This is a genomic window from Klebsiella sp. ME-303, assembly GCF_007910085.1.
Classification (GTDB): Bacteria; Pseudomonadota; Gammaproteobacteria; order Enterobacterales; family Enterobacteriaceae; genus Klebsiella; species Klebsiella michiganensis.
Map to the genome: position 1 here is coordinate 74,687 of NZ_VOJB01000096.1, position 19,057 is coordinate 93,743.

General features: G+C 60.9%; 22 protein-coding genes. 21 read left to right on the forward strand and 1 reads right to left on the reverse strand.

Going from position 1 to position 19,057, the window contains the following annotated elements; all coding sequences use genetic code 11:
* Nucleotides 1–72: 72 nt before the first annotated feature.
* Nucleotides 73–873: a propanediol diffusion facilitator PduF gene (pduF, locus tag FQK12_RS23620; RefSeq protein WP_004105118.1), complete on the reverse strand. Its 801-nt coding sequence runs from the start codon at nt 871–873 to the stop codon at nt 73–75.
* Nucleotides 874–1,396: 523 nt separating this feature from the next.
* Here pduF and pduA point away from each other — a divergent pair.
* The 21 genes from pduA to FQK12_RS23725 all read left to right on the forward strand — a co-directional run bounded on the left by pduA (nt 1,397) and on the right by FQK12_RS23725 (nt 18,429).
* Nucleotides 1,397–1,681 (forward strand): propanediol utilization microcompartment protein PduA, encoded by a 285-nt coding sequence (pduA, locus tag FQK12_RS23625; protein WP_001183618.1) that lies wholly within the window; start codon nt 1,397–1,399, stop codon nt 1,679–1,681.
* Nucleotides 1,678–2,490: a propanediol utilization microcompartment protein PduB gene (pduB, locus tag FQK12_RS23630; RefSeq protein ID WP_004205485.1), complete on the forward strand. Its 813-nt coding sequence runs from the start codon at nt 1,678–1,680 to the stop codon at nt 2,488–2,490. Before pduA ends, pduB begins: the two co-directional genes overlap by 4 nt.
* Before the next feature lie 18 nt (nt 2,491–2,508).
* On the forward strand, nt 2,509–4,173 hold the full coding sequence (pduC, locus tag FQK12_RS23635; RefSeq protein WP_004105132.1) for a propanediol dehydratase large subunit PduC: 1,665 nt from the start codon (nt 2,509–2,511) through the stop codon (nt 4,171–4,173).
* Nucleotides 4,174–4,183: 10 nt separating this feature from the next.
* On the forward strand, nt 4,184–4,858 hold the full coding sequence (pduD, locus tag FQK12_RS23640; RefSeq protein WP_004853784.1) for a propanediol dehydratase medium subunit PduD: 675 nt from the start codon (nt 4,184–4,186) through the stop codon (nt 4,856–4,858).
* 14 nt (nt 4,859–4,872) lie between these two features.
* Nucleotides 4,873–5,394: a propanediol dehydratase small subunit PduE gene (gene pduE / locus FQK12_RS23645; RefSeq protein WP_004133648.1), complete on the forward strand. Its 522-nt coding sequence runs from the start codon at nt 4,873–4,875 to the stop codon at nt 5,392–5,394.
* Between the two features lie 205 nt (nt 5,395–5,599).
* Complete coding sequence (gene pduG / locus FQK12_RS23650; RefSeq protein ID WP_014226638.1) at nt 5,600–7,432, forward strand: propanediol dehydratase reactivase alpha subunit PduG; 1,833 nt, start codon at nt 5,600–5,602, stop codon at nt 7,430–7,432.
* Nucleotides 7,422–7,799: a propanediol dehydratase reactivase beta subunit PduH gene (gene pduH / locus FQK12_RS23655; RefSeq protein WP_014226639.1), complete on the forward strand. Its 378-nt coding sequence runs from the start codon at nt 7,422–7,424 to the stop codon at nt 7,797–7,799. The genes pduG and pduH overlap by 11 nt, the downstream gene beginning before the upstream one ends.
* Nucleotides 7,792–8,067 carry a propanediol utilization microcompartment protein PduJ gene (gene pduJ / locus FQK12_RS23660; RefSeq protein WP_004853788.1) on the forward strand — a complete coding sequence of 92 codons (276 nt, stop codon included), beginning with the start codon at nt 7,792–7,794 and terminating at the stop codon, nt 8,065–8,067. Before pduH ends, pduJ begins: the two co-directional genes overlap by 8 nt.
* Nucleotides 8,068–8,070: 3 nt before the next feature.
* The gene (locus FQK12_RS23665) at nt 8,071–8,553 is read left to right on the forward strand and encodes a BMC domain-containing protein (protein WP_088167888.1); all 483 of its coding nucleotides are present in this window, start codon (nt 8,071–8,073) and stop codon (nt 8,551–8,553) included.
* Nucleotides 8,553–9,185 carry a phosphate propanoyltransferase gene (locus FQK12_RS23670; protein WP_014226641.1) on the forward strand — a complete coding sequence of 211 codons (633 nt, stop codon included), beginning with the start codon at nt 8,553–8,555 and terminating at the stop codon, nt 9,183–9,185. Before FQK12_RS23665 ends, FQK12_RS23670 begins: the two co-directional genes overlap by 1 nt.
* Nucleotides 9,182–9,673, forward strand: coding sequence for a microcompartment protein PduM (gene pduM / locus FQK12_RS23675; RefSeq protein WP_014226642.1), 492 nt, complete (start codon nt 9,182–9,184; stop codon nt 9,671–9,673). The genes FQK12_RS23670 and pduM overlap by 4 nt, the downstream gene beginning before the upstream one ends.
* Before the next feature lie 3 nt (nt 9,674–9,676).
* Nucleotides 9,677–9,952 carry a propanediol utilization microcompartment protein PduN gene (gene pduN, locus FQK12_RS23680; protein ID WP_004133641.1) on the forward strand — a complete coding sequence of 92 codons (276 nt, stop codon included), beginning with the start codon at nt 9,677–9,679 and terminating at the stop codon, nt 9,950–9,952.
* Between the two features lie 9 nt (nt 9,953–9,961).
* Nucleotides 9,962–10,972, forward strand: coding sequence for a two-domain cob(I)yrinic acid a,c-diamide adenosyltransferase PduO (gene pduO, locus FQK12_RS23685; RefSeq protein ID WP_014226643.1), 1,011 nt, complete (start codon nt 9,962–9,964; stop codon nt 10,970–10,972).
* The gene (gene pduP, locus FQK12_RS23690; RefSeq protein ID WP_014226644.1) at nt 10,969–12,360 is read left to right on the forward strand and encodes a CoA-acylating propionaldehyde dehydrogenase PduP; all 1,392 of its coding nucleotides are present in this window, start codon (nt 10,969–10,971) and stop codon (nt 12,358–12,360) included. Before pduO ends, pduP begins: the two co-directional genes overlap by 4 nt.
* Before the next feature lie 11 nt (nt 12,361–12,371).
* A complete protein-coding gene (pduQ, locus tag FQK12_RS23695; protein ID WP_014226645.1) occupies nt 12,372–13,484 on the forward strand; it encodes a 1-propanol dehydrogenase PduQ in 1,113 nt (370 codons plus the stop codon).
* Nucleotides 13,481–14,836 (forward strand): cobalamin reductase PduS, encoded by a 1,356-nt coding sequence (gene pduS / locus FQK12_RS23700; RefSeq protein WP_014226646.1) that lies wholly within the window; start codon nt 13,481–13,483, stop codon nt 14,834–14,836. Before pduQ ends, pduS begins: the two co-directional genes overlap by 4 nt.
* 2 nt (nt 14,837–14,838) lie before the next feature.
* Complete coding sequence (gene pduT / locus FQK12_RS23705) at nt 14,839–15,393, forward strand: propanediol utilization microcompartment protein PduT (RefSeq protein WP_004124543.1); 555 nt, start codon at nt 14,839–14,841, stop codon at nt 15,391–15,393.
* Nucleotides 15,393–15,743 carry a propanediol utilization microcompartment protein PduU gene (gene pduU, locus FQK12_RS23710; protein ID WP_000441103.1) on the forward strand — a complete coding sequence of 117 codons (351 nt, stop codon included), beginning with the start codon at nt 15,393–15,395 and terminating at the stop codon, nt 15,741–15,743. Before pduT ends, pduU begins: the two co-directional genes overlap by 1 nt.
* Before the next feature lie 4 nt (nt 15,744–15,747).
* Nucleotides 15,748–16,200: a propanediol utilization protein PduV gene (gene pduV, locus FQK12_RS23715; RefSeq protein WP_014226647.1), complete on the forward strand. Its 453-nt coding sequence runs from the start codon at nt 15,748–15,750 to the stop codon at nt 16,198–16,200.
* Nucleotides 16,185–17,399: an acetate/propionate family kinase gene (locus tag FQK12_RS23720; protein ID WP_014226648.1), complete on the forward strand. Its 1,215-nt coding sequence runs from the start codon at nt 16,185–16,187 to the stop codon at nt 17,397–17,399. The genes pduV and FQK12_RS23720 overlap by 16 nt, the downstream gene beginning before the upstream one ends.
* 163 nt (nt 17,400–17,562) lie before the next feature.
* Nucleotides 17,563–18,429: an L-threonine kinase gene (locus tag FQK12_RS23725; RefSeq protein WP_014226649.1), complete on the forward strand. Its 867-nt coding sequence runs from the start codon at nt 17,563–17,565 to the stop codon at nt 18,427–18,429.
* Nucleotides 18,430–19,057: the final 628 nt, after the last annotated feature.

Below are 19,057 nucleotides of genomic sequence, written 5' to 3' on the forward strand. Positions count from 1 at the left end.
ATCCGTGGGAGACGTTTTTGGCCAGTTCGTGATACCGGTTCATGAAAATTTTTCGCTATTTCAGCGGATGCATTAATCCTCTAATTTACAGGTATTACACGGTAAGTTATTTCCTATCAGATAACGATAGATGGCCGCGCCGAGGCAGGCACCGATCAGCGGCGCAATAATCGGCACAATAAAGTACGGAATATCCCTTCCGCCGGTCATCGCGATATCGCCCCAGCCCGCCATCCACGTAAACAGCTTCGGCCCAAAATCACGCGCCGGATTCATCGCAAAGCCGGTCAGCGGCCCGGTTGACGCGCCAATCACCGCCACCAGCAGGCCGATCAGCAGCGGGGCCAGCGGCCCTTTCGGCACGCCGTTGCCGTCGTCGGTCAGCGCCATAATCATCCCCATCAGCATGGAGGTGATCACCACTTCGACCAGCGCCGCGTGCCAGATGCTCAGCGAGGCCGCCGGGTAGGTGCTGAAAATACTCGCCAGCTGCAGGCTCTCAACGCTGCCGCGAGCGATATGGTGGGCGGATTCAAACTCGGTAAACATAGTGCTGTACAGCACATAGGCCAGCACCGCGCCGCCGAAGGCGCCCGCGACCTGGGAGACAATATAGGGGAAGACTTTGCGCCCGGGAAAACAGGCAAATAGCCATAACGCAACGGTCACCGCCGGGTTGAGATGGCCGCCGGATATTCCCGACGTCAGATAGACGGCAAGCGAGATCCCCAGACCCCAGATAATGCATATCTCCCACAGTCCGAGGCTGGCTCCCGCCACCTTTAACGCGCTCAGGCAGCCGATGCCGAAAAACAAAAACAGCCCGGTGCCCAGAAACTCGGCGGTACATTGCGCTTTTAACGAATCATTCATGGTGACACCTTCTTAGCAGAGTTCGTGTCCTGACCAGCCAACCTCCTGCTGGCAGTAGAGTACAACGGGCCCACTATATGAACTCCGCTCCGCAAATTGTTGGCAACCTGCTGACGGCGGCCCCGGAAAATTCGGGCATCAATAACAAATTATTGTCATTGAATAACTCAAAATAGCATTGCTCACGCGCGGATTTCGCAATTACGCCATCGCCATGACATGCAAAAATATTGCTAAAACCAACTCATCGTTTTCCAACAAACATCACAAATCAGTTTTTCTCGCATAGCAGATAAAATTAAATTCGTCATGAACAAATTTGTAAATATGGAATATACAAAACAAGATAATCACATAACAATAAATAAAAACAACAATTAAAATCAATAAATTAAATTTACGTTTAGCAATTTTATATTATTCAATACCCACTATTTTTTCACCATCAAATTCAAGTCAGCCATTCTTTTTCCTCGCATCTTCTTATAGTCCCAACTATCGGAACACTCCATGCGAGGTCTTTATGCAACAAGAAGCACTAGGAATGGTTGAAACCAAAGGCTTAACCGCAGCCATAGAGGCCGCTGATGCAATGGTTAAGTCAGCCAATGTGATGTTAGTGGGCTATGAAAAGATTGGCTCCGGACTGGTGACCGTCATCGTACGCGGCGACGTTGGCGCGGTAAAAGCGGCCACCGATGCGGGGGCCGCCGCCGCACGTAATGTGGGTGAAGTGAAAGCCGTACACGTCATCCCACGCCCCCACACCGATGTAGAAAAAATCTTACCGAAGGGAATTAGCCAATGAGCAGCAATGAGCTGGTGGAACAGATCATGGCTCAGGTGATTGCCCGCGTGGCAACGCCGGAACAGCAGGCCATCCCTACTGAAAACCATCCAATACGAGAGACGGCTATGGCAGAAAAAAGCTGCAGTTTAACGGAATTTGTCGGGACCGCCATTGGCGACACCCTGGGTCTGGTTATCGCCAACGTCGATACCGCCCTGCTGGACGCGATGAAGCTTGAAAAGCGCTATCGCTCCATCGGCATTCTCGGCGCCCGCACCGGCGCAGGCCCGCACATTATGGCGGCGGACGAAGCGGTGAAAGCCACCAATACCGAAGTGGTCAGCATTGAGCTGCCGCGCGATACCAAAGGCGGAGCGGGCCACGGTTCGCTGATTATTTTGGGCGGTAACGACGTTTCCGACGTTAAGCGCGGTATCGAAGTCGCGCTGAAAGAGCTCGACCGCACCTTTGGCGATGTTTACGGCAACGAAGCCGGGCATATCGAGCTGCAGTACACCGCTCGCGCCAGCTACGCGCTGGAAAAAGCCTTCGGCGCGCCGATTGGCCGGGCCTGCGGCATCATCGTCGGCGCACCGGCCTCCGTGGGCGTGCTGATGGCCGATACCGCCCTGAAGTCAGCCAACGTGGAAGTCGTGGCCTATAGCTCTCCGGCGCACGGCACCAGCTTCAGTAACGAAGCCATTCTGGTGATTTCCGGCGACTCCGGCGCGGTCCGCCAGGCGGTCACCTCCGCGCGCGAAATCGGCAAAACCGTCCTTGCGACCCTCGGTGCTGAACCGAAAAACGATCGCCCGTCCTACATCTGATACCCACGAGGCTGATTCATGAGATCGAAAAGATTTGAAGCACTGGCGAAACGCCCTGTGAATCAGGACGGCTTCGTTAAGGAGTGGATCGAAGAAGGCTTTATCGCGATGGAAAGCCCGAACGACCCAAAACCGTCGATTAAAATCGTTAACGGCGCGGTGACCGAGCTGGACGGGAAACCGGTAAGCGATTTTGACCTGATCGACCACTTTATCGCCCGCTACGGTATCAACCTGAACCGCGCCGAAGAAGTGATGGCGATGGATTCGGTCAAGCTGGCCAACATGCTGTGCGATCCGAACGTTAAACGCAGCGAAATCGTCCCGCTGACCACCGCGATGACGCCGGCGAAAATTGTCGAAGTGGTTTCGCATATGAACGTCGTCGAGATGATGATGGCGATGCAGAAAATGCGCGCCCGCCGCACCCCGTCCCAGCAGGCGCACGTCACCAACGTCAAAGATAACCCGGTACAGATTGCCGCCGACGCCGCCGAAGGGGCATGGCGCGGATTTGACGAACAGGAAACCACCGTTGCGGTAGCGCGCTATGCGCCGTTCAACGCCATCGCGCTGCTGGTGGGCTCGCAGGTAGGCCGTCCGGGCGTGCTGACGCAGTGCTCGCTGGAAGAAGCCACCGAGCTGAAGCTCGGCATGCTGGGCCACACCTGCTACGCCGAAACCATCTCCGTCTACGGCACCGAGCCGGTCTTTACCGACGGCGACGACACGCCGTGGTCGAAGGGCTTCCTCGCCTCGTCCTACGCCTCTCGCGGGCTGAAAATGCGCTTTACCTCCGGCTCCGGCTCGGAAGTGCAGATGGGCTACGCCGAAGGCAAATCCATGCTTTATCTGGAAGCGCGCTGCATCTACATCACCAAAGCCGCGGGCGTACAGGGTCTGCAAAACGGTTCCGTAAGCTGCATCGGCGTGCCGTCTGCGGTGCCTTCCGGCATTCGCGCGGTGCTGGCGGAAAACCTGATCTGTTCGTCGCTGGATCTGGAGTGCGCCTCCAGCAACGACCAGACCTTCACCCACTCCGATATGCGTCGTACCGCGCGCCTGCTGATGCAGTTCCTGCCGGGCACCGACTTTATCTCCTCCGGTTATTCCGCGGTGCCGAACTACGACAACATGTTCGCCGGCTCCAACGAAGATGCCGAAGACTTTGACGACTACAACGTCATCCAGCGCGACCTGAAGGTGGACGGCGGTTTGCGTCCGGTTCGCGAAGAGGACGTCATCGCCATCCGTAACAAAGCCGCCCGCGCGCTGCAGGCCGTGTTTGCCGGAATGGGGCTGCCGCCGATTACCGATGAAGAAGTTGAAGCCGCGACCTACGCCCACGGTTCGAAAGATATGCCGGAGCGCAACATCGTCGAAGACATCAAGTTCGCCCAGGAAATCATCAATAAAAACCGCAACGGTCTGGAAGTGGTGAAAGCGCTGGCGCAGGGCGGATTCACCGACGTGGCCCAGGACATGCTCAACATCCAGAAAGCTAAGCTGACCGGGGACTACCTGCATACCTCCGCGATTATCGTCGGCGACGGGCAGGTGCTGTCAGCCGTCAACGACGTCAACGACTATGCCGGTCCGGCAACGGGCTATCGCCTGCAGGGCGAACGCTGGGAAGAGATTAAAAACATCCCTGGCGCTCTTGATCCCAACGAGATTGATTAAGGGGTGAGAAATGGAAATTAATGAAAAATTGCTGCGCCAGATAATTGAAGACGTGCTCAGCGAGATGAAGGGCAGCGATAAACCGGTCTCGTTTAATGCGCCGGCGGCCTCCGCGGCGCCCCAGGCCACGCCGCCCGCCGGCGACGGCTTCCTGACGGAAGTGGGCGAAGCGCGTCAGGGAACCCAGCAGGACGAAGTGATTATCGCCGTCGGCCCGGCTTTCGGCCTGGCGCAGACCGTCAATATCGTCGGCATCCCGCATAAGAGCATTTTGCGCGAAGTCATTGCCGGTATTGAAGAAGAAGGCATTAAGGCGCGCGTGATTCGCTGCTTTAAATCCTCCGACGTGGCCTTCGTCGCCGTTGAAGGTAATCGCCTGAGCGGCTCCGGCATCTCTATCGGCATCCAGTCGAAAGGCACCACGGTGATCCACCAGCAGGGGCTGCCGCCGCTCTCTAACCTGGAGCTGTTCCCGCAGGCGCCGCTGCTGACCCTGGAAACCTATCGCCAGATCGGCAAAAACGCCGCCCGCTATGCGAAACGCGAATCGCCGCAGCCGGTCCCGACGCTGAATGACCAGATGGCGCGGCCGAAGTACCAGGCGAAATCGGCCATTTTGCACATTAAAGAGACCAAGTACGTGGTGACGGGCAAAAACCCGCAGGAACTGCGCGTGGCGCTTTGATAAAGGATAACTCCATGAATACCGACGCAATTGAATCGATGGTACGCGACGTATTGAGCCGCATGAACAGCCTGCAGGGCGAGGCGCCTGCGGCGGCTCCGGCGGCTGGCGGCGCGTCCCGTAGCGCCAGGGTCAGCGACTACCCGCTGGCGAACAAGCACCCGGAATGGGTGAAAACCGCCACCAATAAAACGCTGGACGACTTTACGCTGGAAAACGTGCTGAGCAATAAAGTCACCGCCCAGGATATGCGTATTACCCCGGAAACCCTGCGCTTACAGGCTTCTATTGCCAAAGACGCGGGCCGCGACCGGCTGGCGATGAACTTCGAGCGCGCCGCCGAGCTGACCGCGGTACCGGACGATCGCATTCTTGAAATCTACAACGCCCTCCGCCCCTATCGCTCGACGAAAGAGGAGCTGCTGGCGATCGCCGACGATCTCGAAAGCCGCTATCAGGCGAAGATTTGCGCCGCTTTCGTTCGCGAAGCGGCCACGCTGTACGTCGAGCGTAAAAAACTCAAAGGCGACGATTAACTTCTCTAAGTAATTCGAGATGCATTGAGGCGGCAAGTGAGTGACAAATTCGTCTGGAACGAATTTGAACAGCCATAGGCTGGCTTTAGTGAGGGACAGGGATGTCCCTCATAACCCCGATGAGCTTACTGTAGTAAGTGATTCGGGTGAAAGAACGCAGCCAACAAAAAGGCAGTTTGAAGTACGACGAGAAAAGGGGCATGTGATGCGATATATAGCTGGCATTGATATCGGCAACTCATCGACGGAAGTCGCCCTGGCGACCCTGGATGAGGCTGGCGCGCTGACGATCACCCACAGCGCGCTGGCGGAAACCACCGGAATCAAAGGCACGTTGCGTAACGTGTTCGGGATTCAGGAGGCGCTCGCCCTCGTCGCCAGAGGCGCCGGGATCGCCGTCAGCGATATTTCGCTCATCCGCATCAACGAAGCGACGCCGGTGATTGGCGATGTGGCGATGGAAACCATTACCGAAACCATCATCACCGAATCGACCATGATCGGCCATAACCCGAAAACGCCCGGCGGCGCGGGGCTTGGCACAGGCATCACCATTACGCCGCAGGAGCTGCTAACCCGCCCGGCGGACGCGCCCTATATCCTGGTGGTGTCGTCGGCGTTCGATTTTGCCGATATCGCCAGCGTGATTAACGCTTCCCTGCGCGCCGGGTATCAGATTACCGGCGTCATTTTACAGCGCGACGATGGCGTGCTGGTCAGCAACCGGCTGGAAAAACCGCTGCCGATCGTTGACGAAGTGCTGTACATCGACCGCATTCCGCTGGGGATGCTGGCGGCGATTGAGGTCGCCGTTCCGGGGAAGGTCATCGAAACCCTCTCTAACCCTTACGGCATCGCCACCGTCTTTAACCTCAGCCCCGAGGAGACGAAGAACATCGTCCCGATGGCCCGGGCGCTGATTGGCAACCGTTCCGCCGTGGTGGTCAAAACGCCATCCGGCGACGTCAAAGCGCGCGCGATACCCGCCGGTAATCTTGAGCTGCTGGCCCAGGGCCGTAGCGTGCGCGTGGATGTGGCCGCCGGCGCCGAAGCCATCATGAAAGCGGTCGACGGCTGCGGCAGGCTCGATAACGTCACCGGCGAATCCGGCACCAATATCGGCGGCATGCTGGAACACGTGCGCCAGACCATGGCCGAGCTGACCAACAAGCCGAGCAGCGAAATATTTATTCAGGACCTGCTGGCCGTTGATACCTCGGTACCGGTGAGCGTTACCGGCGGTCTGGCCGGGGAGTTCTCGCTGGAGCAGGCCGTGGGCATCGCCTCGATGGTGAAATCGGATCGCCTGCAGATGGCAATGATCGCCCGCGAAATCGAGCAGAAGCTCAATATCGACGTGCAGATCGGCGGCGCAGAGGCCGAAGCCGCCATCCTGGGGGCGCTGACCACGCCGGGCACCACCCGACCGCTGGCGATCCTCGACCTCGGCGCGGGCTCCACCGATGCCTCCATCATCAACCCCAAAGGCGACATCATCGCCACCCATCTCGCCGGCGCAGGCGACATGGTGACGATGATTATTGCCCGCGAGCTGGGGCTGGAAGACCGCTATCTGGCGGAAGAGATCAAGAAGTACCCGCTGGCTAAGGTGGAAAGCCTGTTCCATTTACGCCACGAGGACGGCAGCGTGCAGTTCTTCTCCACGCCGCTGCCGCCCGCCGTGTTCGCCCGCGTCTGCGTGGTGAAAGCGGACGAACTGGTGCCGCTGCCCGGCGATTTAGCGCTGGAAAAAGTGCGCGCCATTCGCCGCAGCGCCAAAGAGCGGGTCTTTGTCACCAACGCCCTGCGCGCGCTGCGTCAGGTCAGCCCCACCGGCAACATTCGCGATATTCCGTTCGTGGTGCTGGTCGGCGGTTCGTCGCTGGATTTCGAAGTCCCGCAGCTGGTCACCGATGCGCTGGCGCACTACCGCCTGGTTGCCGGACGGGGAAATATTCGCGGCAGCGAGGGCCCCCGAAACGCGGTGGCCACCGGCCTGATTCTCTCCTGGCATAAGGAGTTTGCGCATGAACGGTAATCACAGCGCCCCGGCCATCGCGATCGCCGTCATCGACGGCTGCGACGGCCTGTGGCGCGAAGTGCTGCTGGGTATCGAAGAGGAAGGTATCCCTTTCCGGCTCCAGCATCACCCGGCCGGAGAGGTCGTGGACAGCGCCTGGCAGGCGGCGCGCAGCTCGCCGCTGCTGGTGGGCATCGCCTGCGACCGCCATATGCTGGTCGTGCACTACAAGAATTTACCCGCATCGGCGCCGCTTTTTACGCTGATGCATCATCAGGACAGTCAGGCCCATCGCAACACCGGTAATAACGCGGCACGGCTGGTCAAGGGGATCCCTTTCCGGGATCTGAATAGCGAAGCAACAGGAGAACAGCAGGATGAATAACGCACTGGGACTGGTTGAAACAAAAGGGTTAGTGGGCGCCATTGAGGCCGCCGATGCGATGGTGAAATCCGCCAACGTGCAGCTGGTCGGCTACGAAAAAATTGGCTCGGGCCTCGTCACCGTGATGGTGCGCGGCGACGTCGGCGCGGTCAAAGCGGCGGTAGACGCGGGCAGCGCGGCGGCGAGCGCGGTGGGCGAAGTGAAATCCTGCCACGTGATCCCGCGTCCGCACAGCGACGTTGAGGCCATTTTACCGAAATCAGCCTGATTGATGGCGAATAAGGAGCACCGCGTGAAGCAATCACTGGGATTACTTGAAGTTTGTGGTCTGGCACTGGCTATCAGCTGCGCCGATATCATGGCGAAATCCGCTTCTATCACGCTGGTCGCCCTCGAAAAGACCAATGGTTCAGGCTGGACGGTGATTAAAATTACCGGTGATGTGGCCTCCGTGCAGGCGGCCATCACCACCGGCGCACAGTTTGCCGGGCAGCGAAACGGCCTGGTGGCCCACAAAGTCATCGCCAGGCCCGGAGAAGGGATCCTGCGCGCGGAGGCTCCCCCGCCCTCCGTCATGCAACCTGAACCTGAAGCGTCAGGGACGGCTGATGTCGTTTCGCCAGCGCCAGCAGAAGAGCTTCCCCAGCAACACGGCGTGGTCAGCTGCAACCTGTGCCTCGATCCAAAATGTCCACGCCAGAAGGGTGAGCCGCGCTCGCTTTGCATTCATCCCGGCAAGCGAGGTGAAGCGTAATGGATAAACAGCTTCTGGAATCAACGGTCAGCAAAGTTCTCGACGAGATGCGGCTACGCCCCATCCCGCTGGGGGTTTCAAATCGTCATATCCACCTGTCGGCGGCGGATTACGAACGCCTGTTCCCCGGCCATCCCATCAGCGAGAAAAAGGCGCTACTGCAGCCGGGACAGTACGCCGCGGAGCAAACCGTCACCCTGGTGGGGCCGAAGGGGCAGCTTAAAAATGTGCGCCTGCTCGGTCCGCTGCGCTCGGTAAGCCAGGTGGAAATCTCGCGTACCGATGCCCGAACCCTGGGGGTTGCGGCACCGCTGAGGATGTCCGGCGATCTGAAAGGGACACCGGGCATCCGCCTGGTCAGCCCTTTTGGCGAGCTGGAGCTGGCGTCAGGGGTTATCGTCGCGCAGCGGCATATTCATATGTCGCCGCTCGATGCGCTGATCCTGCGGGTCGCCCACGGCGACAGAGTTTCGGTGGCCATTGAAGGCGACGCGCGCGGGCTGATCTTCAACAACGTGGCGGTTCGCGTTTCGCCGGATATGCGCCTCGAAATGCACATCGATACCGATGAAGCCAACGCCGCCGGCGCCGATAACCCGCAGGTCTTTGCCCGGCTGGTAGGCCCGCGATGAACGGCGAAGTTCTGCAGCGCATCGTGGGGGAGATTGTCTCCCGGCTGCAGCGTCGCGCCCATAGCACGGCGACGCTGAGCGTGGCGCAATTGCGCGATGCCGACTGCCGGAGCCTGTTCTGCCAGCACGCGTCGCTGCGCATTCTGCTCGTTGACCTGCCCCTGCTGGGCCAGCTGACGGAGGCGGAAACCGACGATCCCGCGGCCCGCAACATTCACGACGCGCTGGCTTTTGGCCTCCGCGTACAGCTCACCCTGCACCGCCAGCTGCTGCCGGTTATCCCGGTTAAAAAACTGGCCCGCCTGCCGGTGAACTTCACCGACGAGCGCGGAGTGCCGCTGATCCTGCACGCGGGTTCGGTGCTGAGCTATCGCGACGTCGCGCCGCTGGGCCAGGGGCGCCTGGTTATCCACCGCAAATGCCTCGTGACCGCGCTGGCGCGCGACGCGGCGCAGGCGCGGAATATTGAACTCATTAAGCAGGAGTAAATCATGCATCTGGCACGAGTCACGGGCGCGGTTGTCTCCACGCAAAAATCGCCTTCCCTGGTCGGCAAAAAGCTGCTGCTGGTGCGGCGGGTCAGCGCCGATGGCGAGCTCCCCGCCTCGCCGACCTCCGGCGATGAAGTCGCCGTGGATTCCGTCGGCGCGGGGGTTGGCGAGCTGGTGCTGCTCAGCGGCGGCTCCAGCGCCAGGCACGTTTTTTCCGGGCCAAACGAGGCCATCGACCTCGCCGTTGTCGGCATTGTCGATACGCTTTCACGTTAAGGAGCGACTATGGCGATTTATACCCGAACGGGCGACGCTGGCACCACCTCACTCTTTACCGGCCAGCGGGTGAGCAAAACCCACCCGCGGGTTGAAGCCTACGGCACGCTGGATGAGCTGAACGCCGCGCTGAGCCTGTGCGCCTGCGCCGCCGCGGATAAACACCACCGCGCCCTGCTCGAAGCTATCCAGCAGCAAATTTTCTGGTTTAGCGCAGAACTGGCCAGCGACAGCGAACGGCCGTCGCCGAAACAGCGCTACATCAGCAGCGAAGATATTTCCGCTCTGGAAGCCGCTATCGATCGGGCCATGGCCCGCGTCGAACCGCTGCACAGCTTTATTTTACCCGGCCGCTGCGAAGCCGCGAGCCGCCTGCATTTTGCCCGCACGCTGGCCCGCCGGGCCGAACGCCGGCTGGTTGAGCTGGCGGCGGAAGTCAACGTGCGCCAGGTGCTGATGCGCTACATCAATCGCTTATCAGACTGCCTGTACGCCCTGGCGCGCGCGGAAGATAGCGATGCGCACCAGAACAACATCATCCGCGAAGTGAGCCGGCGCTATCTGGCCGCCAGCCAGCCGAGCCGCAGCAAGGAGACGACGCCCGTGGCCCTCTCATTCCACGATCTGCACCAGCTCACCCGCGCCGCCGTTGAGCGCGCGCAGCAGCTAAAGGTGCCGGTGGTGATCAGCATCGTTGACGCGCACGGCACCGAAACCGTGACCTGGCGGATGCCGGACGCTCTGCTGGTCAGCAGCGAGCTGGCGCCGAAAAAGGCCTGGACCGCGGTGGCGATGAAAACGGCGACCCATGAGCTGAGCGACGCCGTTCAGCCGGGCGCCGCGCTTTATGGCCTCGAAACGCATTTACAGGGAAAAGTGGTCACCTTTGGCGGCGGTTACGCCCTGTGGCGCGACGGCTTATTAATCGGGGGTCTTGGCATCAGCGGCGGCAGCGTTGAGCAGGACATGGACATAGCACTGGCCGCCATCGCGGCCATTAACGTGGGAACTCATCAATGAATACTTCCGAACTCGAAACCCTTATTCGCACCATTCTTAGCGAACAGTTAACCCCGGGGCAAACGCCGGTCCAGCCGCAGGGCAAAGGGATTTTTCAGTCCGTCAGCGAGGCTATCGACGCCGCGCACCAGGCGTTCTTACGTTATCAGCAGTGCCCGCTGAAAACCCGCAGCGCCATCATCAGCGCAATCCGTCAGGAGCTGACGCCGCACCTGGCCGCGCTGGCGGAAGAGAGCGCCAATGAAACGGGGATGGGCAACAAAGAAGATAAACTCTTGAAAAACAAGGCCGCGCTGGACAACACGCCGGGCGTGGAAGATCTCACCACCACCGCGCTGACCGGCGACGGCGGCATGGTGCTGTTTGAGTATTCGCCGTTTGGCGTTATCGGGTCGGTCGCGCCGAGCACCAACCCGACGGAAACCATCATCAACAACAGCATCAGCATGCTGGCTGCGGGCAACAGCGTCTATTTCAGCCCGCATCCGGGAGCAAAAAAGGTCTCTCTGAAGCTGATTAGCATGATTGAAGAGATTGCCTTCCGCTGCTGCGGCATCCGCAATCTGGTGGTCACCGTGGCGGAACCGACGTTTGAAGCCACCCAGCAGATGATGGCCCATCCGCGCATTGCGGTCCTCGCTATCACCGGCGGCCCCGGCATTGTGGCGATGGGCATGAAGAGCGGTAAAAAAGTGATCGGCGCCGGCGCGGGCAACCCGCCCTGCATCGTCGATGAAACGGCGGATCTGGTCAAAGCGGCGGAAGATATCATCAACGGCGCCTCGTTCGATTACAACCTGCCCTGCATTGCCGAGAAGAGCCTGATTGTGGTGGAGAGCGTCGCCGAACGTCTGGTGCAGCAAATGCAAACCTTCGGCGCGCTGCTGCTGAGCCCTGCCGACACCGACAAACTCCGCGCCGCCTGCCTGCCAGAGGGCCAGGCGAATAAGAAACTGGTCGGCAAAAGCCCATCGGCCATGCTGGAAGCGGCCGGGATCGCCGTTCCGGCGAAAGCGCCGCGTCTGCTGATAGCGCTGGTTAACGCCGACGATCCGTGGGTCACCAGCGAGCAGCTGATGCCGATGCTGCCGGTGGTGAAAGTCAGCGATTTCGATAGCGCGCTGGCGCTGGCGCTGAAGGTTGAAGAGGGGCTGCATCATACCGCCATTATGCACTCGCAAAATGTCTCGCGCCTGAACCTCGCGGCCCGCACTCTGCAAACCTCGATATTCGTTAAGAACGGCCCCTCTTATGCCGGGATTGGCGTCGGCGGCGAAGGCTTTACCACCTTTACTATCGCCACGCCGACCGGTGAAGGCACAACCTCGGCGCGCACCTTTGCCCGCTCCCGTCGCTGCGTGCTGACCAACGGCTTTTCCATTCGCTAACCGAGGTCGCGATGAAGACTTTCTCACTACAAACGCGGTTGTACAGCGGTCAGGGTAGCCTGGCTGTGCTCAGGCGCTTTACCCACAAGCATATCTGGATCATCTGCGATGGCTTTCTTGCGCGCTCGCCGCTGCTGGAAACCCTGCGTCAGGCGTTGCCCGCAGATAACCGCATCAGCGTCTTTAGCGAGATAACCCCGGACCCCACTATCCATACCGTGGTGCAGGGCATTGCGCAAATGCAGGCCCTGCAGCCGCAGGTGGTCATCGGCTTCGGCGGCGGCTCGGCGATGGACGCGGCGAAAGCCATCGTCTGGTTTAGCCAGCAGAGCGGCATCAATATCGAAACCTGCGTGGCGATACCAACCACCAGCGGTACCGGTTCGGAAGTGACCAGCGCCTGCGTGATTAGCGACCCGGATAAAGGCATCAAGTATCCACTGTTCGACAATGCGCTCTATCCCGATATGGCGATCCTTGACCCGGATCTGGTGGTCAGCGTGCCGCCGCAGATTACGGCCAACACCGGCATGGACGTGCTGACCCACGCGCTGGAAGCGTGGGTCTCTCCGCACGCCAGCGACTTTACCGACGCGCTGGCGGAAAAAGCCGCCAGGCTGGTGTTTCAGTATCTGCCCACGGCGGTGGAAAAAGGCGACTGCGTGGCGACGCGCGGGAAAATGCACAATGCCTCAACGCTTGCCGGGATGGCGTTCAGCCAGGCGGGGCTGGGGCTTAATCACGCCATCGCCCACCAGCTTGGCGGGCAGTTTCATCTGCCGCACGGGCTGGCCAACGCGCTGCTGTTAACCGCGGTTATCCGCTTTAACGCCGGTCATCCGCGCGCCGCAAAACGCTACGCCCGGCTGGCCAAAGCCTGCGGCTTTTGTCCGGCAGACGCCAGCGATAGTACGGCGATCAATGCGCTGATCCAGCAAATCGAACGGCTCAAGCAGCGCTGCGCGCTGCCGTCACTGGCGGTCGCGCTGAAAGAGGGACGATCCCAGTACTCAGCGCGTATTTCGGCAATGGTGCAGGCCGCGCTGGCTGACGTGACGCTACGCACCAATCCTCGCCCGGCCAGCGCCGGGGAGATTCAGGAACTGCTGGAGGATCTGCTATGAGTACCGCCGTCAACGCTGCTGAAATGGCCTGGAGCGCCGAGGAGATCCGCGAGCGCGTGCGCGCGGCGGGCGTGGTCGGCGCGGGGGGCGCGGGGTTTCCCGCCCACGTGAAGCTGCAGGCGCAGGTAGAGATTTTTCTGGTGAACGCCGCCGAGTGCGAACCGATGCTCAAGGTCGACCAGCAGCTGATGTGGCAGCAGGCTGCGCGTCTTGTCCGCGGCGTGCAGTACGCGATGACGGCAACCGGCGCGCGCGAAGGGGTGATTGCCCTGAAAGAGAAGTACCGCCGGGCTATCGATGCGCTCACCCCGCTGCTGCCTGCCGATATTCGCCTGCATATTCTGCCGGATGTCTATCCCGCAGGCGATGAGGTGCTGACTATCTGGCTGGCTACCGGTCGCCGGGTCGCGCCCGCCGCGCTGCCGGCCAGCGTCGGGGTCGTGGTGAATAACGTGCAAACGGTGCTCAATATTGCCCGCGCGGTTGAGCAGCAGTTTCCGGTGACCCGCCGTACGCTGACCGTTAACGGCGCGGTCGCCCGGCCGCTGACCGTCACCGTCCCCATCGGCATGTCGCTGCGCGAAGTGCTGGCGCTGGCGGGCGGCGCGACGGTCGACGACCCCGGTTTTATTAACGGTGGCCCGATGATGGGCGGCCTGATTACCTCTCTCGATAGCCCGGTGACCAAAACCACCGGCGGCCTGCTGGTGCTGCCGAAAAGCCATCCGCTTATCCAGCGGAGGATGCAGGATGAGCGCACGGTGCTTTCCGTGGCCCGTACCGTCTGCGAGCAGTGCCGACTGTGTACCGATCTCTGCCCACGGCATCTGATTGGCCACGAACTCTCCCCGCACCTGCTGGTGCGGGCGGTGAACTTTCATCAGGCCGCCACGCCCCAGCTGCTGCTGAGCGCCCTCACCTGCTCGGAGTGCAACGTCTGCGAAAGCGTGGCCTGCCCGGTGGGGATCTCGCCGATGCGCATCAACCGCATGCTGAAACGCGAGCTGCGGGCGCAAAACCAGCGCTATGAAGGGCCGCTCTATCCGGCCGACGAAATGGCGAAATATCGCCTCGTGCCGGTGAAGCGGCTGATCGCCAAACTGGGGCTGAGCCCCTGGTATCAGGAGGCGCCGCTGGTGGAGGACGAACCGGCAGTAGAAACCGTGACGTTGCCGCTGCGCCAGCATATCGGCGCCAGCGCGGTAGCGAACGTTGCGGTGGGAGAGCGCGTTACGCGCGGGCAATGCGTTGCCGATATCCCGGCAGGCGCATTAGGCGCGCCGATTCACGCCAGCATCGACGGCGTGGTTGCGGCCATCAGCGAACAGGCCATCACGGTGGTAAGAGGTTAACCATGTCTCAGGCTATAGGAATTTTAGAACTCACCAGCATTGCCAAAGGAATGGAACTCGGCGATGCGATGCTGAAAAGCGCCAACGTCAATCTGCTGGTCAGCAAGACTATCTGCCCGGGTAAGTTTTTATTGATGCTCGGCGGGGATATCGGCGCTATCCAGCAGGCTATTGAAACCGGTGCCTCGCAGGCCGGCGAAATGCTCGTCGACAGCCTGGTGCTGGCGAATATTCACCCCAGCGTCCTTCCGGCCATCAGCGGCCTGAACAGCGTGGACAAGCGCCAGGCGGTCGGCATCGTTGAAACCTGGAGCGTTGCGGCCTGCATCAGCGCCGCCGATCGGGCGGTAAAAGGCTCAAACGTCACGCTGGTGCGGGTGCATATGGCCTTCGGCATCGGCGGTAAATGCTACATGGTGGTGGCGGGCGACGTTTCCGACGTCAACAACGCGGTCACGGTAGCCAGCGAAAGCGCGGGCGAAAAAGGGCTGCTGGTTTACCGTTCGGTGATCCCGCGCCCGCATGAAGCCATGTGGCGACAGATGGTGGAGGGATAATGGAAAGACAGCCGACCACGGATCGCATGATTCAGGAATACGTTCCCGGGAAACAGGTGACCCTCGCGCACCTGATAGCCAACCCCGGGAAAGATCTCTTTAAGAAGCTTGGCCTGCAGGATGCGGTTTCCGCCATCGGCATCCTCACCATTACGCCCAGCGAGGCGTCGATTATCGCCTGCGATATCGCCACCAAATCCGGCGCGGTGGAGATCGGTTTTCTTGACCGCTTTACCGGCGCCGTGGTGCTGACCGGCGACGTTTCCGCCGTCGAGTACGCCCTCAAGCAGGTGACGCGCACCCTGGGCGAGATGATGCAGTTTACTACCTGCTCAATAACCCGGACGTAGCGCGATGAAACGTCTGATGTTTATCGGCCCCAGCCAGTGCGGCAAAACCTCGCTGACCCAGGGCCTGCGCGGCGAAGCGCTCCATTACAAGAAAACCCAGGCGATTGAATGGTCGCCGATGGCCATCGACACGCCGGGCGAATATCTGGAGAACCGCTGCCTTTATAGCGCTCTGCTGACCAGCGCCTGCGAGGCCGACGTTATCGCTCTGGTGCTGAACGCCGACGCCCAGTGGTCGCCGTTTTCTCCGGGTTTTACCGCCCCGATGAACCGCCCGACGATTGGCCTGATCACCAAAGCCGACCTGGCCGACCCGCAGCGGTTATCGCTCATCGAGGAGTGGCTCAGGCAGGCTGGGGCGCAGCAGATTTTTGTCACCAGCGCGCTGAATAATCTGGGTCTTGATGCCGTGCTGGATTTTCTGAATTCGAAGGAACCTCTATGTCTTACAAAATAATGGCCATTAATGCCGGCAGCTCATCGTTAAAATTCCAGCTGCTGGAGATGCCTCAGGGCGATATGCTCTGCCAGGGATTGATTGAACGTATCGGCATGGCAAACGCCCAGGTGACCCTCAAAACGCCGGCGCAAAAATGGCAGGAGACGGCGCCGATTGCCGATCACCGCGAAGCGGTCACCCTGCTGCTGGAAAAGCTCCTCGACCACCGGATTATCCAGAGTTTGCAGGATATTGACGGCGTCGGCCACCGCGTGGCGCACGGCGGAGAGCGCTTTAAAGATTCGACGCCGGTCACCGATGATACCTTAGCGGAAATCGAGCGCCTGGCGGAGCTGGCCCCGCTGCACAACCCGGTCAACGCGCTGGGCATTAACGTTTTCCGCCAGCTGCTGCCCGAAACGCCGTCGGTGGCGGTATTTGATACCGCTTTTCACCAGACGCTGGACGAGCGCGCCTTTATCTATCCGCTGCCGTGGCGCTACTACAGCGAGCTGGGCATTCGCCGCTACGGCTTCCACGGCACCAGCCATAAGTACGTCAGTACGACGCTGGCGGAAAAGCTGGGCGTGCCGCTGAGCGCCCTGCGCGTGGTGAGCTGCCATCTCGGCAACGGCAGCAGCGTATGCGCAATCAAAGGCGGGCGCTCGGTTAACACCTCAATGGGCTTTACGCCGCAGTCCGGCGTGATGATGGGCACCCGCAGCGGCGATATCGATCCGTCGATTCTACCGTGGCTGGCGCTGCATAAGGGGCAAACGCCGGAGCAGCTTAATCAGCTGCTGAATAACGAATCCGGCCTGCTGGGCGTTTCCGGCGTGTCGCACGATTATCGCGATGTCGAGCAGGCGGCGGACAGCGGCAATCGTCGGGCGGCTCTGGCGCTCTCGCTGTTTGCCGAGCGCATCCGCGCCACCATCGGCAGCTATATTATGCAGATGGGCGGCCTGGACGCGCTGATCTTTACCGGCGGCATCGGCGAAAACTCCGCCCGCGCCAGGAGCGCCATCTGCCATAACCTGAATTTCCTCGGGCTGTCGGTCGATGAAGAGAAAAACCAGCACAATGCCACCTTTATCCAGGCCGAGAATGCGATGGTTAAAGTGGCGGTCATCAATACCAATGAAGAGCTGATGATTGCCCGCGATGTGATGCGCCTGGCGCTTCCCGAAGCGCAGACGTTAACCGTTTCAGCCTGAGCTCGCCGCCCGGCAAGTTGCGGTGAATCATGGTAATAGCCGGATCGGCATGACACTATGCGCTTAAAATTCTGAAACTTTACCCTAAATAATTCAAGTTACAGGACAAAGCACTTGTGCTTTGTCCCGTAGCTTGAAGTATAACGGGTAAAAAGGTGAATACGTGGCCGTAGCGCAATGCCCCGCCTCCTGCGGGGAACTCATCCAGGGCTGGATCCTCGGCAGCGAGAAGCTGGTCTCCTGCCCCGTTGACTGGTACAGCACCGTCGAGGTGGACTACGGTTCGCCTCGGGCGGATGAACGTCCGCTGGCGCGGGCGATGGTCGACCGGCTGCTGAGCTACTGGCGCTATCCGGCGGAGCTCGGCAAAGAGATTCGGATCGATATTTGCTCCACGATTCCGGTCGCCAAGGGGATGGCCAGCAGCACCGCGGACATTGCTGCGACGGCGGTGGCCACCGCGCATCATCTCGGCCATCCGCTGGACGAGCCCACCCTCGCCCGACTCTGCGTCTCCCTGGAGCCCACCGACAGCACCCTGTTCCGCCAACTGACCCTGTTCGACCACAACACCGCCGCCACGCAGATTGCCTGCGGCAGCCAGCCGCAGCTCGATCTGCTGGTGCTGGAAAGCCCCGCCACGCTGCTGACCACCGATTACCACCGCCTTCCCCGGCTTGAGCAGCTGCACGCCCATTCCGCCGCCCTGCAGCAGGCCTGGGAGAAAGTTCAGCTGGCCTGCGAGACGGATAATCCGCGGCGGATGGGAGAGGCCGCGACGCTCAGCGCCATCGCCAGCCAGCATCTGCTGCCGAAGCCGGGGTTTGATACGCTACGGGGGCTGGTGGAAGAGTGCGATTTATACGGTATTAACGTGGCGCACAGCGGCAGCGTGGTCGGCCTGATGCTCGACCGTCAGCGTCACGATATTGAGTATTTGCAGCGACGGCTGGGAGAGACGCGGCTTAGCGAGCTCTGGCCCCGGCAGCACCTGCTGCGCATGGTGCAGGGCGGCGTCGAACTGCGCTAACGCTTCCGCAGCCATGCCCCGGGTTGCGGCGCTGCGCGCCTTACCCGGGCTACCGGCCCGCAGACGGCTGTAAACCCGTAGCCCGGATAAGCGCAGCGCGAGCCGGGGAGAAGACCGCAACAAAACCTCATGCTGTGCATCTTCCCCGGAGGCGGCGCTGCGCGCCTTACCCGGGCTACCGGCCCGCAGACGGCTGTAACCCCGTAGCCCGGCTAAGCGCAGCGCGAGCCGGAAAGAAGCCGCACCGATGTATTCATCCCGGCGCATTCCCCGGGTTGCGGCGCTGCGCACCTTACCCGGGCTACCGACCCGCAGACGGCTATGAACCCGTAGCCCGGCTAAGCGCAGCGCGAGCCGGAAAGAAGCCGCACCGATGTATTCATCCCGGCGCATTCCCCGGGTTGCGGCGCTGCGCACCTTACCCGGGCTACCGACCCGCAGACGGCTATGAACCCGTAGCCCGGCTAAGCGCAGCGCGAGCCGGGGAGAAGCCGCACCGATGCATTCATCCCGGCGCATTCCCCGGGTTGCGGCGCTGCGCACCTTACCCGGGCTACCGACCCGCAGACGGCTATGAACCCGTAGCCCGGCTAAGCGCAGCGCGAGCCGGGGAGAAGACCGCAACAAA

Coding starts and splice junctions, on each gene's coding strand:
- FQK12_RS23670 (WP_014226641.1), top strand. CDS start 8,553: ATGGATAAACAGCTTCTGGAATCAACGGTCAGCAAAGTTCTCGACGAG.
- pduT (WP_004124543.1), top strand. CDS start 14,839: ATGTCTCAGGCTATAGGAATTTTAGAACTCACCAGCATTGCCAAAGGA.
- pduA (WP_001183618.1), top strand. CDS start 1,397: ATGCAACAAGAAGCACTAGGAATGGTTGAAACCAAAGGCTTAACCGCA.
- pduF (WP_004105118.1), bottom strand. CDS start 873: ATGAATGATTCGTTAAAAGCGCAATGTACCGCCGAGTTTCTGGGCACC.
- pduV (WP_014226647.1), top strand. CDS start 15,748: ATGAAACGTCTGATGTTTATCGGCCCCAGCCAGTGCGGCAAAACCTCG.
- FQK12_RS23665 (WP_088167888.1), top strand. CDS start 8,071: ATGGCGAATAAGGAGCACCGCGTGAAGCAATCACTGGGATTACTTGAA.
- pduE (WP_004133648.1), top strand. CDS start 4,873: ATGAATACCGACGCAATTGAATCGATGGTACGCGACGTATTGAGCCGC.
- pduS (WP_014226646.1), top strand. CDS start 13,481: ATGAGTACCGCCGTCAACGCTGCTGAAATGGCCTGGAGCGCCGAGGAG.
- pduD (WP_004853784.1), top strand. CDS start 4,184: ATGGAAATTAATGAAAAATTGCTGCGCCAGATAATTGAAGACGTGCTC.
- pduQ (WP_014226645.1), top strand. CDS start 12,372: ATGAAGACTTTCTCACTACAAACGCGGTTGTACAGCGGTCAGGGTAGC.
- pduU (WP_000441103.1), top strand. CDS start 15,393: ATGGAAAGACAGCCGACCACGGATCGCATGATTCAGGAATACGTTCCC.
- pduG (WP_014226638.1), top strand. CDS start 5,600: ATGCGATATATAGCTGGCATTGATATCGGCAACTCATCGACGGAAGTC.
- pduJ (WP_004853788.1), top strand. CDS start 7,792: ATGAATAACGCACTGGGACTGGTTGAAACAAAAGGGTTAGTGGGCGCC.
- pduN (WP_004133641.1), top strand. CDS start 9,677: ATGCATCTGGCACGAGTCACGGGCGCGGTTGTCTCCACGCAAAAATCG.
- pduO (WP_014226643.1), top strand. CDS start 9,962: ATGGCGATTTATACCCGAACGGGCGACGCTGGCACCACCTCACTCTTT.
- pduP (WP_014226644.1), top strand. CDS start 10,969: ATGAATACTTCCGAACTCGAAACCCTTATTCGCACCATTCTTAGCGAA.
- pduC (WP_004105132.1), top strand. CDS start 2,509: ATGAGATCGAAAAGATTTGAAGCACTGGCGAAACGCCCTGTGAATCAG.
- FQK12_RS23720 (WP_014226648.1), top strand. CDS start 16,185: ATGTCTTACAAAATAATGGCCATTAATGCCGGCAGCTCATCGTTAAAA.
- pduH (WP_014226639.1), top strand. CDS start 7,422: ATGAACGGTAATCACAGCGCCCCGGCCATCGCGATCGCCGTCATCGAC.
- pduB (WP_004205485.1), top strand. CDS start 1,678: ATGAGCAGCAATGAGCTGGTGGAACAGATCATGGCTCAGGTGATTGCC.
- pduM (WP_014226642.1), top strand. CDS start 9,182: ATGAACGGCGAAGTTCTGCAGCGCATCGTGGGGGAGATTGTCTCCCGG.